We start from the raw sequence: 15,049 nt of genomic DNA, 5'->3' as shown, positions 1-15,049 counted from the left end.
AGGACAGTAACTATGGCAGATCCCACACTTTCTCGGCTGAGCTCGCTCCTCCTCGAAGATTCAGTCGATCTCAGCTGGCAACGCGCCTTCTATGAAGACATGCATGCCCACCCAGAGCTGTCCCACCAAGAGGAACGCACCGCCGGGCGGATTCTGGAACAACTAGATAAGTACGAGTGCGAGCTCGTCACCGGAATCGGCGGCCATGGCATCGTCGCTATCTTCCGCAACGGGGACGGCCCAACCGCGCTGATGCGGGCTGATTTTGATGCCCTCCCGGTGGCCGAGGAAACCGGCGTCCCCTTCGCCGCCATCAATGGCGCAATGCATGCCTGCGGGCACGATGTACACACCACGGCATTGCTCGGCGCGTGCGCGATTCTCGACGCCCACCGCGACGCCTGGCACGGCACCTTCCTAGCGCTGTTCCAACCGGCGGAGGAATCATCCATGGGCGCCAAATACATGATTGCGGACGGGCTCACCGACCGCGTTCCTGCACCGGATGTGTGCTTTGGTCAACACGTCATGCCGGGCCCCGCCGGCCAGGTGCAGTCCACCGCCGGCCCCATCCTGGCCGGCTGTGATTCCCTCCGCATCCGCATCACGGGGCGCTCCGCGCACGCCTCCATGCCGCACGAGGCCATCGATCCTTCCTACGCGGCCGCCATGGTGGTCACCCGCTTACAAGCCATCGTCGGCCGCGAAGTCCCTCCCCATGATTTCTTTGTCATCTCGGTGGGCGAGCTGCATTCGGGCGATAAAAACAACATCATTCCGGGCAGCGCCGAACTCGTACTTAACACCCGCTATTACAAGCCAGAGTTGGCGCAGCGCGTCTATGCCTCCCTCGAGCGTATGGTGCGAGCCGAGTGCGAAGCCTCGGGATGCCCAGCAGAGCCCACCTTCGAGTACTTTGCCCATGGCGAAGTCACCGATAATGACGCTTCCACTCACGAGACCGTTCGCTCGGCCTTCGACGCAGTCTTTGCTGATCTCTCCGTGAGCGCCACCCCATCCACCGTCTCCGAGGATTTCTGCTATCTCCCACAAGCCTGGGGCGTGCCTTATAACTTCTGGTTCATCGGCTCCACGCCGGAACACCTCCTGGACAACCCGCCGGTCAACCACCAATCCACTTTCCTGCCGGATTATGAACCCACCATGCGCTCGGCCACCCACGCCGGGGCTGCAGCCGTCCTGTCTTTTCTGGGGCGCTAACCTTCCCGGCACAACGCTTTCGCTGTGTGTGATGATTAATGCACGCTGGCTGGCAGTGCTCTCTCCTGCAGCTGAATGCGGAACTGGTTAAGCTTGGGTGTTGGTATTTTTCCGCATTTTTATGCCTAAGGTGAAGGGATTCTCATGAGTCAACCCCAGCACTCCGATTTTCAGACCGCAGTTCCCGGACACGTCCGCGCCGCTGCTGGTGTCTCCCCCTCTGCCGCGACTAACCGCAAGTTCTGGTCCGGCTTGTCTTCTTCAGTAATGGAGCAGATTGCTGACAACTGGGAGGCCACCCGCACCGCCTACTCCGCCGCCCGCCAGCAGCACTATTTCTCTGCTGAGTTCCTCCAGGGGCGCGCCCTGCTCAACAACCTCACCAACGTCGGACTCGTCGACGAAGCCCGCGCCGCTTCCAAGGCCGCCGGTCACGAACTCTCCGATGTTCTCGAAGCCGAGCACGATGCTGCACTAGGCAACGGCGGCCTGGGCCGCCTCGCCGCCTGCTTCCTCGATTCTGCTGTCACCCAGAACTACCCGGTCACGGGCTACGGCCTGCTCTACCGCTACGGTCTCTTCCGTCAGTCCTTCGACAACGGTTTCCAGCGCGAGGAACCAGATGCCTGGATGGAAAATGGCTACGACTTCATCATTCGCCGTGCCTCCGAACAGCGCTTGGTCCACTTCGATGACATGGACGTACGCGCTATCCCCTATGACATGCCGATTACCGGATACGGCACCAACAACGTAGGTACGCTGCGCCTGTGGAAGTCCGAGCCTATCGATGAATTCGATTACGATGCCTTCAACTCGCAGCGCTTCACCGAAGCCATCGTGGAGCGCGAGCGCGTCATGGACATCTGCCGCGTGCTCTACCCCAACGACACGACCTACGAGGGCAAGGTGCTGCGCGTTCGCCAGCAGTACTTCTTCGTCTCGGCCTCGCTGCAGCAGATGATCGATAACTACATCGAGCACCACGGCGAGGACCTCACCGGCTTCGCCGAGTACAACTGCATCCAGCTCAACGACACCCACCCGGTGCTGGCCATCCCCGAATTGCTCCGCCTGCTTCTCGACGAACACGGGATGGGCTGGGACGAGGCCTGGAAGGTCGTCACCGAGACTTTTGCCTACACCAACCACACCGTGCTGGCTGAGGCTTTGGAGAGCTGGGAAGTATCCATCTTCCAGAAGCTGTTCTGGCGCATTTGGGAGCTGGTGGAAGAGATCGACCGCCGCTTCCGCGAAGACATGGCCCAGCGCGGCTTGGATCAAGGGCGCATCGACTACATGGCTCCGGTGTCCGACGGGCATGTCCACATGGCGTGGATCGCTTGCTATGCCGCGTACTCCATCAATGGCGTCGCCGCCCTGCACACCGAAATCATCAAGGCGGACACGCTCTCCGAGTGGCACGAGCTGTGGCCGGAGAAGTTCAACAACAAGACCAACGGCGTGACCCCTCGTCGTTGGCTGCGCATGTGCAACCCGCGCCTGTCCGACCTGCTCACTGAGCAGGCTGGTTCTGATGCCTGGGTTACCGATCTGACCGAGCTGGCGAAGCTGGCTCCTGTGGCTGAGGATGAGAAGGTGCTGCGCCAACTCATCAACATCAAGCGCGCCAACAAGCAGGATTTCGCCGCATGGATTGACGCACACCAGGGCGCTACCGTGGACCCGGATTCCGTTTTCGATGTCCAGATCAAGCGCCTGCACGAGTACAAGCGCCAGCTGATGAATGCGCTTTACATCTTGGACCTGTACTTCCGCATCAAGGTCGACGGCGAAACCGTTCCGAAGCGCACCTTCATCTTTGGCGCGAAGGCAGCGCCGGGCTATGTCCGCGCGAAAGCCATCATCAAGCTCATCAACACCATCGGTGACCTGGTCAACAACGACCCGGCTACCAAGGACGTGCTCAACGTAGTCTTTGTTGAGAATTACAACGTCTCCCCCGCCGAGCACATCATCCCAGCCGCTGATGTCTCCGAGCAGATTTCCGTCGCCGGCAAGGAAGCCTCCGGTACCTCCAACATGAAGTTCATGATGAACGGTGCCCTGACCTTGGGCACGATGGACGGCGCCAACGTAGAGATCGTCGAGGCAGTGGGCGAAGACAACGCCTACATCTTCGGCGCCCGCAACGAAGAAATCCCGCAGCTGCGCGCCGAGTACAACCCGGGCGAGCTCTATAACACGGTTCCGGGCCTGGCGCGTGTCCTCGATGCCTTCACCGATGGCACGCTGGGTTCGGAGAATGCAGGCATGTTTAGTGATCTGCGCTCCTCGCTGCTCGATGGCTTCGGCGAACACGCTCAGGATACCTACTACGTCCTCGGGGACTTCGCCGACTACCGCGAGACCCGTGACCGCATGGCTGCTGACTATGAAGCGGACGAGCTGGCATGGGCCAAGAAGGCCTGGCTCAACATCTGCTACTCCGGGCGCTTCTCCTCTGACCGCACTATCGCTGACTATGCCAACGAAGTGTGGAAGCTGACCCCGACCCCCATTTCCCACGTCTAGACAGACAGGGGTTAAAAGACGCACTAGTGCCTATTAACCCCTAGACGGGGCTTTCCGGAAAGACAAAGCGCCGCCCCACCACCGTTCCCCCTTCCCACTTAGTGGGTAAGGAAGCAAGCGGGGTGAGGCGGCGTTGTTTGTCTGCGACGGTTTTACTTATCGCGCAGAGTCTGGCCCAGCTCGTGGACCTGAATCATATTGGTGTTACCAGAGATTCCAGGAGGGGTACCGGCGATGACGACGATCATGTCGCCTTCCTTGTACTTATCCATTCCCAGCAGAGCCTCATCAATGGCGGCCATCATGTCATCGGTGGACTCGACCGAGTCACTCAAGAAGGTCTCTGCACCCCAGGTCAACGCCAGCTGCGAGCGCACCGCCGGGTACGGGGTGAAGGCAAGGAGCGGCAGCGCGGAGTGCAAACGAGCCACGCGCTTCGCGGTATCACCGGAGGTGGTGAAGGCGACGATGGCCTTCGCATTCAGGCGCTCAGCAATATCGCGTGCGGAGTAGGACACAACACCGCGCTTGGTGCGCGGAACGTGCGACAGCGGAGGAACCTGGCCGCCTTGCTCAGCATTCGTCACGATGCGGGACATCGTGCGCACAACATTGTGCGGGTCGATGCCGACGGAGGTCTCACCGGAGAGCATGACGGCATCAGCACCATCGAGCACTGCGTTAGCCACGTCGGAGGCCTCCGCGCGAGTCGGGCGCAGGTTGGAGATCATGGAATCGAGCATCTGCGTTGCCACGATCACCGGCTTGGCATTCTCACGCGCGATCTGGATAGCGCGCTTCTGGAACAGCGGAACCTGCTCCAGCGGGACCTCGACGCCAAGGTCACCGCGCGCAATCATGATGGCATCGAAAGCCAAGACGATGGATTCAAGGGCATCGACCGCCTCCGGCTTCTCGAGCTTCGCAATAACCGGAACGCGGCGGCCTTCCTCATCCATGATTTCGTGGACCTTGTCCACATCGGCTGGGGAACGAACAAAGGACAGAGCGATCATGTCCACGCCGAGCTTCAATGCGAAGCGAAGGTCAGCAATGTCCTTCTCCGACAGCGCCGGCACAGAAATGTCCATGCCTGGGAGGGACACGCCCTTGTTATTGGAGACCGGTCCGCCCTCGGTGACCTCACAAACAACGTCATTGCCGTCGACTTCCTTGCAGACGACGGCGACCTTACCGTCGTCGATCAGCAGGCGGTCACCCGGCTTCGCGTCCTGCGCCAGGTTCTTGTAGGTGGTGGACACGCGGTCGTGCGTACCTTCTACGTCATCAACGGTGATGCGGACGATTTCGCCGTCCTTCCACATCTCTTCACCGTTGACGAAGCGACCCAGACGAATCTTCGGTCCTTGGAGGTCCGCCAGGACGCCGACTGCCTGGCCGGTCTCATCGGTAGCCTCACGGACCCAGCGGTAGTTCGCCTCGTGGTCCGCATGCTCGCCGTGGGACATGTTTAGACGCGCCACGTTCATGCCTGCTTCAACGAGGCCAAGGATTCCTTCCTTGCTTGCTACAGCAGGACCCAACGTACAAACAATTTTGGTTCTTCTATCCAACATGGAGTGCCTTATTCACATCGGGAGTTTCTAACGGTTCCCAAACTACCCCGCTTTGCTGGTCTCGGCCACCACGAATGAAGCTCACACCATGTTTTGACCCTCGAATCAGGCTTCCCCGGTGACTGTTGCAGCCCCTTCCGATTCGGCAACAACCGGGAATAACCGGGCACATCTGGGCATTTTGTGTCCATGCTCCCGAAACTCGAGACTCTCGGTCAAGGCGTCTTAAAACATTGTGTGATCCCGGCTACTTCCCGAAGCCTCAGCGCGTGAATCTGTCGCTAGGCGCTGCGACTGTCACCTTTGTGAGTCAGCGACTCCTGCACTGTCACCGACGTCGGCGGCACGGGCCGGGTCCACCTCTTCTGGTGTTTCCTGGCCGCGCGGCAGCCGGAAGTACACGATGAGCGCTACAACAAAGCAGACCACTGACACGATGACGTTGACACGCAGACCAAAGATGAGCGTGGCATCGTCAGCACGCATGTTTTCTACAACGAAGCGCCCCACTGTGTATCCGGCGACGTACAGCGCAAACACACGACCATGGCCGAGCTTGAATGCCTTGTGGGCCCACAGCAGGAACACGCACACCGCCACGTTCCACAGCAGCTCATAGAGAAATGTCGGATGCACCGAGGCGATTACTTCCCCGGTCGAGCGCCCACTGATCGGCGCGTATTCACCGCTTTCATTCACACGATAATAAATGTCGAGAGCCCACGGGACGGTGGTCTCACGACCATAGAGTTCCTGGTTGAACCAATTGCCTAGGCGGCCAATAGCCTGCGCCAATATGAGTCCAGGCGCGACGGCATCCGCAAACGGCCCCACAGGGATGCCCTTGACTTTGAACATGAGCCACACCGCGACCGCGCCCAAGGCCACCGCTCCCCAAATACCTAGTCCACCGTTGGTGATTTTCAGCGCGTCGAGAGGATCACACGTGGAGCAGAAGTACTTATCATTATCCGTAATCACGTGATAGAGGCGGCCGCCAATGATGCCGGCTGGGATCACTACCAAGGCAGCATCCCAGACCACATCCGGGTTTCCACCCCGGGCGGTATAGCGGCGCAGAGTCATCCACAGCGCAACGAGGATGCCGGCGATAATGCACATGGCATACGCACGAATAGGGACTGGTCCGAGATGCCACACGCCTTGTGGCGGAGAGGGAATGTTGGCGAGGTAGTAAATCTGCACGGGAAATAGTGTGCCTGAAAAAGACGGCCACTACAACGCGCTTAGCTTCTGCGCGAAGGGCACGCCGGATGCTGGCCGGCGGCCACTAAGGAGCGGGCCAAAGCCATCGGGTCCTGGGCCGCCATAATGGACTCACCGACGAGGATGGCATCGGCTCCCTGCGAGGCATAGGACAACACGTTACGCGGACTATTAACGCCGCCCACCGCAATACGTGTGATGCTCTCAGGAAGACCCGGTGAAATAGTAGAAAAGGCCTCCCGATTAAGTGCATCGGAGGCCAAAGACCACGCATTGATGGCCACGACAGTACCCCCTGCTTTGATAACGCGATCCACCTCAGCGCACGTGCGCACTTCCAGGATGGCTGTCATTCCAAGGGACTCCACGCGGTCGAGGAGCGACTCGAGGCGAGCCTGATCAAGCAACTCCACCTGCAAAGGAATCGCATCCGCCCCATAACAGCGCGCTTCATGAATCTGATAAGGATCAACAATGGTGTCGCGGCACAGCATAGGAATGTCGATTGCAGCGCGGGCAACACGCATGTCCTCCAGGGAGCCATGAAAGCGGCGCCTGTCTGTCTGGCAGGCCATGACGTGCACGCCTGCTTCCTCCAGCTTTCGTGCCAGGGCCGCGACGGAGTGCGGTCCGTCTAGGTGGACGATCTCTCCACCATAAGGCACGGCGCGCTTGATTTCGGTGATGATAGAACATCCCGAACGTAATAGGGCCTGTGCGGTATCGCGCGGTGCGTCCATGTCTCGAGACCGCGCTTTAACTTCCTTGAAGGGGACGCGCGCCTCCCGTGCGGCTACATCAGCTAGTACGCCGGCCACAAGGTGATCGACGGCAATCGGGGTAGGCATGGAGCACCTCCCTTCCCCGAAGGAAACTCAAAGAAAGAAACAGGGGCGTTTGAGATCACACTTAGGCTAGCGCGCCCTTGCCTCTAACAAGAAATCCGGGGCACCCGATTCCGTGCTAGGACCACTATGTGAAGCGGGAAATGCAGCCACGGCTCACGCCGCTGCCATGCCTAGGTCGACCGGGGATCGGTGGGGTCAATATCGGCATCGAGGGCATCCCACATCACACGGCCGGAGTCCTGGGAGGTTTCGAGGTCTTCCTGCAGGCGTTCCTGGCGTACCACCGGGGTTTCATATTTGGCGGAGCGGGGCTTATCGGCCCCCGGATTGCTCGCCACCATGACCGCGCCGAAGAGGGCAAGCGCCGCACCGGCGATAGCAAGCACGGGGCCAACGGTCGACGCATCAGCGGTGAGGACAGTGGCCCAATCCGAAATGGTTGCGGAATCCACGGAGGTATCGTTCGTTCCTCCCTGCAGCAGCTCTTGAGCACGCTCCGTCTCGGGGCCGGCAGTCAACAGCGCAACCGGGCGCCATCCGGCAGCCGCCGCGGCGAGTGCGGTGAGGACAGAGACAATTCGACGGCCCGTGCGCCGCAGCGCAAAGGCTGCCACACCGCCAGCGAGAACCACGACGCTGAGTGCAATGAGCTCGAGGGACCACAAGGAACCAGATAATTCCACAACACTCGAACCGGCCTTATCGTCTTCGACCGCCGCCGTCACCCACGTCATGCGGGAAGACAGCCACAACAGGATGGCGCCGACGAACATCAGCACGGGTCCGATGCGTTTAGCTCCACTGTGCTTTGCTTCAGTGCACTTTGCTTCAGTGCGCTTAGCCATTGTTCTCCTCTCCGAAGAGATCGCGTGCATCGAAGCACGTCCGGTCCCCGGTATGGCACGCGCCGCCGTGCTGACGAACGGTCAGTAAGACGGTGTCTCCATCGCAATCTAAGCGCGCACCCACCACCTCTTGGGTATTGCCGGACGTCAGACCCTTAATCCAATACTCACGGCGCGAGCGTGAATAGTAGGTTCCACGACGCGTCGCCAACGTATAGGCCAAGGCATGATCATCCATCCATGCCAGCATGAGCACTTCTCCGCGCTCCGATTGCACAATGGCCGGAACCAAACCCGCCTCGTTGCGCTTAAGCTGCTGAGCAATCTCTTCACTCAGCTCATAGTCCCCTACGGCCTCCGAATCGGTGCTTCTGTGCCCGCTGCTTTCATTGTGTACCTTCACTGGCGGACCTCCTTCCCTGCTGCCGCAAGTGCCTCTTTAACCTCAGGGATCTCTACCTCACGGAAGTGGAAGATGCTGGCCGCGAGCACGGCATCTGCCCCGGCATCAACAGCCGGTGGAAAATGCTCGGCCCTACCCGCTCCGCCGGAGGCGATGATCGGCACGGACACCGCCGCACGCACCGCCTCGATCAATTCGATGTCGAAGCCCGCCTTGGTGCCGTCTCCATCCATGGAGTTCAGCAGAATCTCACCAACCCCTAGTTCCTCACCGCGCTTGGCCCACTCCACGGCGTCGAGGCCTGCCGAGCGCGTTCCACCATGTGTGGTGACCTCAAAGCCGCTGGGAAAATCTTTCGCGCGGCGAGCATCCACCGAAAGCACAATGCACTGGGAACCAAAGACATCCGCCAGTTCGCGCAGCAACTCCGGGCGCGCGATGGCAGAGGAGTTTACAGAGACCTTATCCGCGCCGGCACGAAGAAGCTCGCGGACATCGTCCACCGACCTGACTCCACCGCCAACGGTCAACGGGATAAAGACTTGATCGGCCGTACAGCGCACCACATCAAGCATGGTGCCGCGGCCATCCTTTGATGCGGAGACGTCGAGGAAGGTCAGCTCATCAGCGCCCATGTGGCCATAGCGGGCAGCCAACTCCACTGGGTCACCGGCATCACGCAGGTTTTCGAAGTTCACGCCTTTGACCACACGGCCATTATCAACGTCAAGACACGGGATCACGCGCACGGCAAGTGCCATGGTGACCATCCTCCTAAAACTAAAGGTCAGATGAGAGGCAGTCCGTATGGAAACTGCCGAATACTAAAAACTACGTCCGGCTTCAGCGCCCAATTCCCACGCTGGGGTTTAGTGCCGGAGCCTAGCGCTCCCCACGAGGATTTCGGGCGATGGCATCCAGAATTGTGGCATGAACCTGCGGGGTTCCTCCCACAAAGCCCTTCGAGTTGGCGGTCCACTCATTTCCTTCTGGATCACTCACGCGGCCACCGGCGGCCTTGATCATGAGCGCACCCGCCGCGTTATCCCATGGGTGCGGCGAGAAATTCACCGCCCCATCAAACACGCCTTGGGCCACGAAGGCATTGTCCAGCCCCACCGACCCAGTCATGCGGGGACGCAACCCGGTCTCTCGGAGGTCCTTGAACAAATCGGTTGGCAGGTGTGAGGAACAGCCCACATGACCGCGGGCCTCGTCGAAGCCCTGAGCCTCCTCGCCGCCCCCGAAACCGGTCGAGGGGCCGCCGCTGGTGCGCAGTGGCATGCCTTGTGCCGCGACGACGCGACGGTTTAGCAAAGGAAAATCTGCGACTGCGACGACGGGCTTCGCTTCGTGCAAAAGCGTGACAAGAATTCCGCAGCACGGATTTCCCGCGGAATAGTTCGCGGTTCCATCCACTGGGTCCACGACCCAGATCGTCTCTTGGAGGTCTCCCCCGTATTCCTCGCCGAGCACCGGGATTCCGGTGAGCTGACTCAGCGTTTGACGCAACTGCTGCTCAATGACCAGATCTACCTCGGTGGCAAAGTCTCCCTCGCCCTTGAAACGCGCGGGTGCTGCGCCGAGGCCCCTGCGGAAGAGATCATCAACGTGATCCACCGCTGCCTCCGCAAAGGCAACAAGCTCGCGTGGGTCCGACTCCGAAGTTCCTGTCATCGGGGCCATCGGCCTACCTCTCCTCGATCGGGTCGATGTATTCCTCTCCCGGCAGCGGGGTAACCTCTGCAACGGCAGCGAGAGCTTCCTCCAGCGTGAAGCGCTCCTCATAGAGAGCCTTACCGATGATGGCGGAATCAATTCCCTCATTTTCGTAGAGGGCCAATTCACGCAGATCATCCAGGGTGGAAATTCCTCCGGAAGCAGTGACCTTGGCTTCTGTAGCGGCCGCGACCTCACGCAACAACTCAATGTTGGGGCCCTGCAGCGTACCGTCCTTGGACACGTCCGTTACTACGAAGCGAGTACAACCAGCCGCATCGAGGCGTTCGAGGACCTCCCAGAGGTCGCCGCCGTCAGATACCCAGCCGTTACCTCGCGTCCGCCACTCGCCATCCACCAGGCGGACCGCCAAGTCCACTGCGATGCGGTCACCGTGTTCTGCCAGAGCCTTGGCAATCCAGTCAGGGTTCTCCAAAGCCGCGGTACCAATATTGACGCGGCGCGCACCGGTGGCGAGAGCTCGGGCCAGAGATTCATCATCTCGAATCCCGCCGGTCAGCTCCACGTTCAGGTCCACGCTTGTGGTGATTTCGGCGAGCAGTTCATGGTTGGATCCGCGGCCAAAAGCCGCGTCCAAATCGACTGCATGCAGCCACTGCGCACCCTGAGCCTGCCACTTCAGGGCAGCCTCACGCGGCGAGCCATAGGATTTCTCGGTTCCGGCCTCTCCTTGATCAAGGCGAACTGCCTGACCATCAACGACATCAACCGCGGGCAACAGTGTAAAACTCATGGTGGGTAGTCTACCTTTCACGCGGACTCTTTAAAGCGTTCCTATCCAGTTCTTCAGCAGCTGCGAACCAACGTCACCAGATTTCTCCGGGTGAAATTGGGTGGCCCACAATGCGCCATTGTCTACCGCAGCGACAAAACGGTCACCGCCATACTCCGACCACGCCACCTTCGGCGGCTCCGTAATCTCGGTCTCCAGCTCCCAGTTCCGCGCGGCATAGGAATGCACGAAATAAAAGCGATCCTCCGGGCTCACGCCTTCAAACATGCGGCTTCCGCTAGGAAGCTCCACGGTGTTCCATCCCATGTGCGGGAGGACGGGAGCCTGCAAACGGGTAACCTCCCCGGGCCACTCGCCGCAACCTTCGGTGTGCACGCCGTGTTCAGTGCCTGACTCAAAAAGAATCTGCATGCCTACGCAAATCCCCAAAACGGGGCGACCACCAGCCAATCGCTGACCAATGATTCGCGGCCCCTGTGCGGCGCGCAGGCCCTCCATGCAGGCAGCGAACGCCCCCACTCCGGGGACCAAAAGGCCATCGGCCTCTACCGCCTGTTTCGGGTCCGCGGTCACCGCGACGGTGGCACCGACCCTCTCCAGCGCGCGCACTGCCGACCGGACATTGCCAGCGCCATAATCCAGGACTACTACGTCGTGTGAGCTCATCGTGCTTCCTTTCCGGGTCTCCTCGGCCTTCTAATCATGCGCAGGCGGGTTTGGATGTCGTTCAGCTCGCTCACGCGGGTCTTGCCCAAGGCGAGGTCAGCCGCAGACATGAGCAGGCCCACCGCGATGATGGCGGCGCCAGCGGCGAACGCGCCATAATAACCAGACATAGCCACGACGGCGCCGAGCACCGTCGAGCCAAGGCCCGTGCCGCCGTCGTAGAAAATATTCCACACCGCAGAGCCCTCCGAGAGGCGCTCGCGCGGGAGACGGTCGAACATCGACAACAGCGCCTCATTTTGCACGATGCCGAAACCCGCACCGTAGATGACCGTGCCGAACACGAGCAGCCATACTGACCATTCTTGCCACAGCACGGCGGCGATAAGCCCCACGCCTAAGACTGAAAAAGCCTGAGCGGGAATCATCAGCGTGCCTGGCTGGCCTACTCGGTCCGCCACCACACCGGCCACATAGCGCGCGATCATGGCCGAACCACCAATCACCGATAGCATGAGGCCGCCCAAGACAGCGCCGCGCTCAGGATCCAACTCACGCACCGCCGGAGAAATGAAGTTAGATGCCACGCCATAGCTCACGGAAAAACTCATCAGCGCCAGTGCTGGGACGAGCACGAGCTTCCACATCGGGGCGCGCGGGGTGGTGTCTGAGGGGTCCGGCGACCCCACTGGAGCGGCTTTGATTTGCGGCACCAGAATGCACGTGAAGAATCCTAGTAAGCCAAGACCAGCAGCCAGAAGATACACCGTGTTGTAGTTAAAGGCTGAAGCCACCGCGAGGCCCACGGGCAAGAAGGCCATTTGGGCTGCACCGATGAATAGGCCGAAAATTCCCGTGGCCTTACCCAGCAGGCGCCGTGGCGTGATTTCCGCGATGAGTGCGTTCTCCGCCACTGTGAGCGCACCGAAGCCTATACCGCGCAGAGCGGAAAAGCCTAGGGCGATCGGGGCTGCATCGCCCAGCATGTGCCCCAACGCCGGCAGCCCCAGCAACAACGCCGCGGCCGCCATAATTGGGCGGTAGCCAAAGATGCGCAGCAGCATCGGTGTTGCCATTTGGGTAAGCACTGTGGCCAGCATGAACACGCCGGTCGTGGCACCAGCCAATGTCGCGGAACCGCCGGCATCCAGCACGGCCAGCGGCACCACAGGCAGCAAGACCGACCAAGCACCAAAAGCGGAAACCACCGCGATCATGGTTTCCTTAAAGCCAGCAACCTTCCATACGCTCTGAGGGGTCTTTTCTATCACTTCGCCGCCAATCCTGCTGAGAAGATGTCAAGGAACCAGACCAAGGCGGCAGTCACGGAGATCGCCGCGAGCGCACCCGCGACCACAGTCATCAGCACCGACCCGTTCTGGTATGCCGCCCACGCACCACCGACGAGCAACCCGGCGACCAGAAAGAGAACGAGAACCATTACATTCATAAGTCTTAGAGCGCTCCCTTCGTCGAAGGAACTCCGTTCACGCGCGGATCCCGCTCAGTAGCCTGGCGCAGAGCACGGGCCACTGCCTTGTACTCGGCCTCCGTGATGTGATGCGGATCGCGGCCGTAACGCACGTTGACGTGCAAGGTCGTCGCCGAGTGCGTGGCAAAGGTTTCAAAGAAGTGTCGGTTGATAACCGTGGCGTAATGCCCACCGATAATCTGCCACTCCATGTTCTCCGGCTCGCCATTCATCACGAAGTAGGGACGCCCTGAGATATCGACGACGGCCTCCACCAGCGTTTCATCCATGGGGAGGAGCTGGGAGCCGAAACGGCGGATCCCGGACTTATCCCCCACCGCCTCCAGAAAGGCACGGCCCAGCACGATAGCGGTGTCTTCGACCGTGTGGTGAGCATCGATGTCAATATCGCCCTCAGCGTGAACGCGAAGATCGAAGGAGCCGTGGGTGCACACAGCGTTAAGCATGTGGTCAAAGAACGGCAGCCCCGTCGAAATATCCGACTGGCCGGTGCCATCGAGGTTTATTTCTACAGAGATCTTTGTCTCCCCGGTGACGCGCTCTGCGCGGCCAATGCGGTCGCCATGGTTGTGACGTACAGCGTCGCCAGCACTCATTGCCCCACGCTCCTTCTTCAAGTCATGAGCCCACAATGTGGGCTCATTTCATCATCGTTTTTAGTTAGTCATCTCTACTGTATCTGCCAAGTCCGCCGCGGCCGAAAGGAAGGCATCATTCTCTTCAGGCAGACCAATCGTGGCGCGCAAGAGACCCGGTACACCGTTATCACGAATCAGGACATCGCGGTCCAGGAATCCTTGCCACACCGCGTGCTGATCGGCAAAGCGTCCGAAGGAGACGAAGTTGGATTCGCTGGGTACGACGTAGTATCCGAGCTCCTTAAGCCGTGCGACAACCCGGTCCCGCTCCGCCGATAGTTTGGCCACAGTTCCCAAGGTCTCTTCCTTATGCGCAAGGGCAACGGTGGCCGCGATCTGGGAGAGAACCGACAGGTGATAGGGCAAACGAACGAGCATGACGGCTTCCACGAACGCCGGATCTGCCACGAAGTAGCCCAAACGTCCGCCGGCGAAGTCGAAGGCCTTGGACATCGTGCGCGAGACCACGAGCTTGGTCGGATATTTCTCCAGCAGCGTGGTCGCAGAAGGCGAAGGCGAGAATTCCATGTAGGCCTCGTCCACGATGACGATGCCCGGCGCGGCCTGCACGATCTTCTCCACCACATCAATCGGGGTGACATCACCGGTGGGATTGTTCGGTGTTGTGATGAAAACGACGTCGGGGCGGTGCTTGGCGACGGCCTCCAACGCCTCCTCCTCATCAATACGGAAATCCGCATCGCGTGGGCAGGAGATGAATTCGGTTTGGGTGCCCGCGCATAGAATGGGGTGCATCGAATAGCTCGGTGTAAATCCCAGCGCACTACGCCCCGGCCCGCCAAAGGCCTGCAGCAGCTGCTGCAGAACCTCATTGGAGCCGTTAGCTGCCCAGACGTTCTCCACGCTGACAGCCACCCCGGTCTGCTCACTGACGTACTCCGCCAGTGCCGTGCGCAGCTCCACGGCATCGCGCTCTGGGTAACGGTTGAGCTGACGCGCGTGCTTCTCGACGGCCGCCACCATGTCCTTCACCAGCGCCTCCGAGGGCGGATAGGGGTTCTCGTTGGTGTTGAGCTGGTTGGTCACCGTCAGCTGCGGGGCTCCATAGGCGCTGGAGCCGCGCAATTCTTCGCGAAGGGGAAGATCCTTCAACTCAGCCATTG

15 protein-coding genes are annotated in these 15,049 nt (G+C 60.3%); 2 read left to right on the top strand and 13 right to left on the bottom strand.

The features are described 5' to 3' along the window. Window positions 1-12: 12 nt before the first annotated feature. Window positions 13-1,221: an amidohydrolase gene (locus ABZS45_RS02420; RefSeq protein WP_412100537.1), complete on the top strand. Its 1,209-nt coding sequence runs from the start codon at window positions 13-15 to the stop codon at window positions 1,219-1,221. A gap of 144 nt (window positions 1,222-1,365) precedes the next feature. Then, complete coding sequence (locus tag ABZS45_RS02415) at window positions 1,366-3,756, top strand: glycogen/starch/alpha-glucan phosphorylase (RefSeq protein WP_070445437.1); 2,391 nt, start codon at window positions 1,366-1,368, stop codon at window positions 3,754-3,756. A 152-nt stretch (window positions 3,757-3,908) separates the two neighbouring features. On the opposite strand, the gene pyk is transcribed toward ABZS45_RS02415, so the two are convergent. From pyk to ABZS45_RS02350, 13 genes are all read right to left on the bottom strand, one after another. Beyond that, on the bottom strand, window positions 3,909-5,330 hold the full coding sequence (gene pyk, locus ABZS45_RS02410) for a pyruvate kinase (protein WP_070445728.1): 1,422 nt from the start codon (window positions 5,328-5,330) through the stop codon (window positions 3,909-3,911). Between the two features lie 300 nt (window positions 5,331-5,630). Next, window positions 5,631-6,539, bottom strand: a complete 909-nt coding sequence (gene lgt / locus ABZS45_RS02405) for a prolipoprotein diacylglyceryl transferase (RefSeq protein ID WP_412100535.1) — start codon at window positions 6,537-6,539, stop codon at window positions 5,631-5,633. Between the two features lie 41 nt (window positions 6,540-6,580). Further along, entirely contained in the window at window positions 6,581-7,408 is an 828-nt protein-coding gene (locus ABZS45_RS02400; protein WP_070445431.1) for an indole-3-glycerol phosphate synthase TrpC, read from the bottom strand. Window positions 7,409-7,578: 170 nt separating this feature from the next. Further along, window positions 7,579-8,253 carry a TIGR02234 family membrane protein gene (locus tag ABZS45_RS02395; RefSeq protein WP_412100533.1) on the bottom strand — a complete coding sequence of 225 codons (675 nt, stop codon included), beginning with the start codon at window positions 8,251-8,253 and terminating at the stop codon, window positions 7,579-7,581. Then, window positions 8,246-8,656, bottom strand: coding sequence for a phosphoribosyl-AMP cyclohydrolase (hisI, locus tag ABZS45_RS02390; protein WP_070445428.1), 411 nt, complete (start codon window positions 8,654-8,656; stop codon window positions 8,246-8,248). Before hisI ends, ABZS45_RS02395 begins: the two co-directional genes overlap by 8 nt. After that, entirely contained in the window at window positions 8,653-9,417 is a 765-nt protein-coding gene (gene hisF / locus ABZS45_RS02385) for an imidazole glycerol phosphate synthase subunit HisF (protein WP_412100532.1), read from the bottom strand. Before hisF ends, hisI begins: the two co-directional genes overlap by 4 nt. Window positions 9,418-9,538: 121 nt before the next feature. Then, the gene (locus tag ABZS45_RS02380) at window positions 9,539-10,342 is read right to left on the bottom strand and encodes an inositol monophosphatase family protein (RefSeq protein ID WP_070643780.1); all 804 of its coding nucleotides are present in this window, start codon (window positions 10,340-10,342) and stop codon (window positions 9,539-9,541) included. Window positions 10,343-10,346: 4 nt separating this feature from the next. Continuing rightward, entirely contained in the window at window positions 10,347-11,129 is a 783-nt protein-coding gene (gene priA, locus ABZS45_RS02375; RefSeq protein ID WP_070445422.1) for a bifunctional 1-(5-phosphoribosyl)-5-((5-phosphoribosylamino)methylideneamino)imidazole-4-carboxamide isomerase/phosphoribosylanthranilate isomerase PriA, read from the bottom strand. Window positions 11,130-11,159: 30 nt separating this feature from the next. Then, window positions 11,160-11,795 (bottom strand): imidazole glycerol phosphate synthase subunit HisH, encoded by a 636-nt coding sequence (hisH, locus tag ABZS45_RS02370; RefSeq protein WP_070711442.1) that lies wholly within the window; start codon window positions 11,793-11,795, stop codon window positions 11,160-11,162. Continuing rightward, window positions 11,792-13,012, bottom strand: a complete 1,221-nt coding sequence (locus ABZS45_RS02365) for an MFS transporter (protein ID WP_070445416.1) — start codon at window positions 13,010-13,012, stop codon at window positions 11,792-11,794. Before ABZS45_RS02365 ends, hisH begins: the two co-directional genes overlap by 4 nt. Before the next feature lie 50 nt (window positions 13,013-13,062). Then, window positions 13,063-13,245 (bottom strand): hypothetical protein, encoded by a 183-nt coding sequence (locus tag ABZS45_RS02360; RefSeq protein WP_070445412.1) that lies wholly within the window; start codon window positions 13,243-13,245, stop codon window positions 13,063-13,065. 5 nt (window positions 13,246-13,250) lie between these two features. Next, entirely contained in the window at window positions 13,251-13,883 is a 633-nt protein-coding gene (hisB, locus tag ABZS45_RS02355; protein ID WP_070445409.1) for an imidazoleglycerol-phosphate dehydratase HisB, read from the bottom strand. Between the two features lie 60 nt (window positions 13,884-13,943). Continuing rightward, on the bottom strand, window positions 13,944-15,047 hold the full coding sequence (locus tag ABZS45_RS02350; RefSeq protein ID WP_070711444.1) for a histidinol-phosphate transaminase: 1,104 nt from the start codon (window positions 15,045-15,047) through the stop codon (window positions 13,944-13,946). Window positions 15,048-15,049 lie beyond the last annotated feature (2 nt).

Source organism: Corynebacterium aurimucosum (assembly GCF_046895345.1).
In the GTDB taxonomy this organism is placed as follows: Bacteria; Actinomycetota; Actinomycetes; order Mycobacteriales; family Mycobacteriaceae; genus Corynebacterium; species Corynebacterium aurimucosum_G.
Note: the sequence above shows the minus strand (reverse complement) of the source record. Positions and strands in the feature narration are given on the sequence as shown.

Bases quoted from the DNA above. Each gene is read 5' to 3' on its own strand.
- ABZS45_RS02420 (WP_412100537.1), top strand. From the start codon at position 13: ATGGCAGATCCCACACTTTCTCGGCTGAGCTCGCTCCTCCTCGAAGAT.
- ABZS45_RS02415 (WP_070445437.1), top strand. From the start codon at position 1,366: ATGAGTCAACCCCAGCACTCCGATTTTCAGACCGCAGTTCCCGGACAC.
- ABZS45_RS02400 (WP_070445431.1), bottom strand. From the start codon at position 7,408: ATGCCTACCCCGATTGCCGTCGATCACCTTGTGGCCGGCGTACTAGCT.
- ABZS45_RS02395 (WP_412100533.1), bottom strand. From the start codon at position 8,253: ATGGCTAAGCGCACTGAAGCAAAGTGCACTGAAGCAAAGCACAGTGGA.
- hisF (WP_412100532.1), bottom strand. From the start codon at position 9,417: ATGGCACTTGCCGTGCGCGTGATCCCGTGTCTTGACGTTGATAATGGC.
- ABZS45_RS02380 (WP_070643780.1), bottom strand. From the start codon at position 10,342: ATGGCCCCGATGACAGGAACTTCGGAGTCGGACCCACGCGAGCTTGTT.
- priA (WP_070445422.1), bottom strand. From the start codon at position 11,129: ATGAGTTTTACACTGTTGCCCGCGGTTGATGTCGTTGATGGTCAGGCA.
- hisH (WP_070711442.1), bottom strand. From the start codon at position 11,795: ATGAGCTCACACGACGTAGTAGTCCTGGATTATGGCGCTGGCAATGTC.
- ABZS45_RS02365 (WP_070445416.1), bottom strand. From the start codon at position 13,012: ATGATCGCGGTGGTTTCCGCTTTTGGTGCTTGGTCGGTCTTGCTGCCT.
- ABZS45_RS02360 (WP_070445412.1), bottom strand. From the start codon at position 13,245: ATGAATGTAATGGTTCTCGTTCTCTTTCTGGTCGCCGGGTTGCTCGTC.
- hisB (WP_070445409.1), bottom strand. From the start codon at position 13,883: ATGAGTGCTGGCGACGCTGTACGTCACAACCATGGCGACCGCATTGGC.
- ABZS45_RS02350 (WP_070711444.1), bottom strand. From the start codon at position 15,047: ATGGCTGAGTTGAAGGATCTTCCCCTTCGCGAAGAATTGCGCGGCTCC.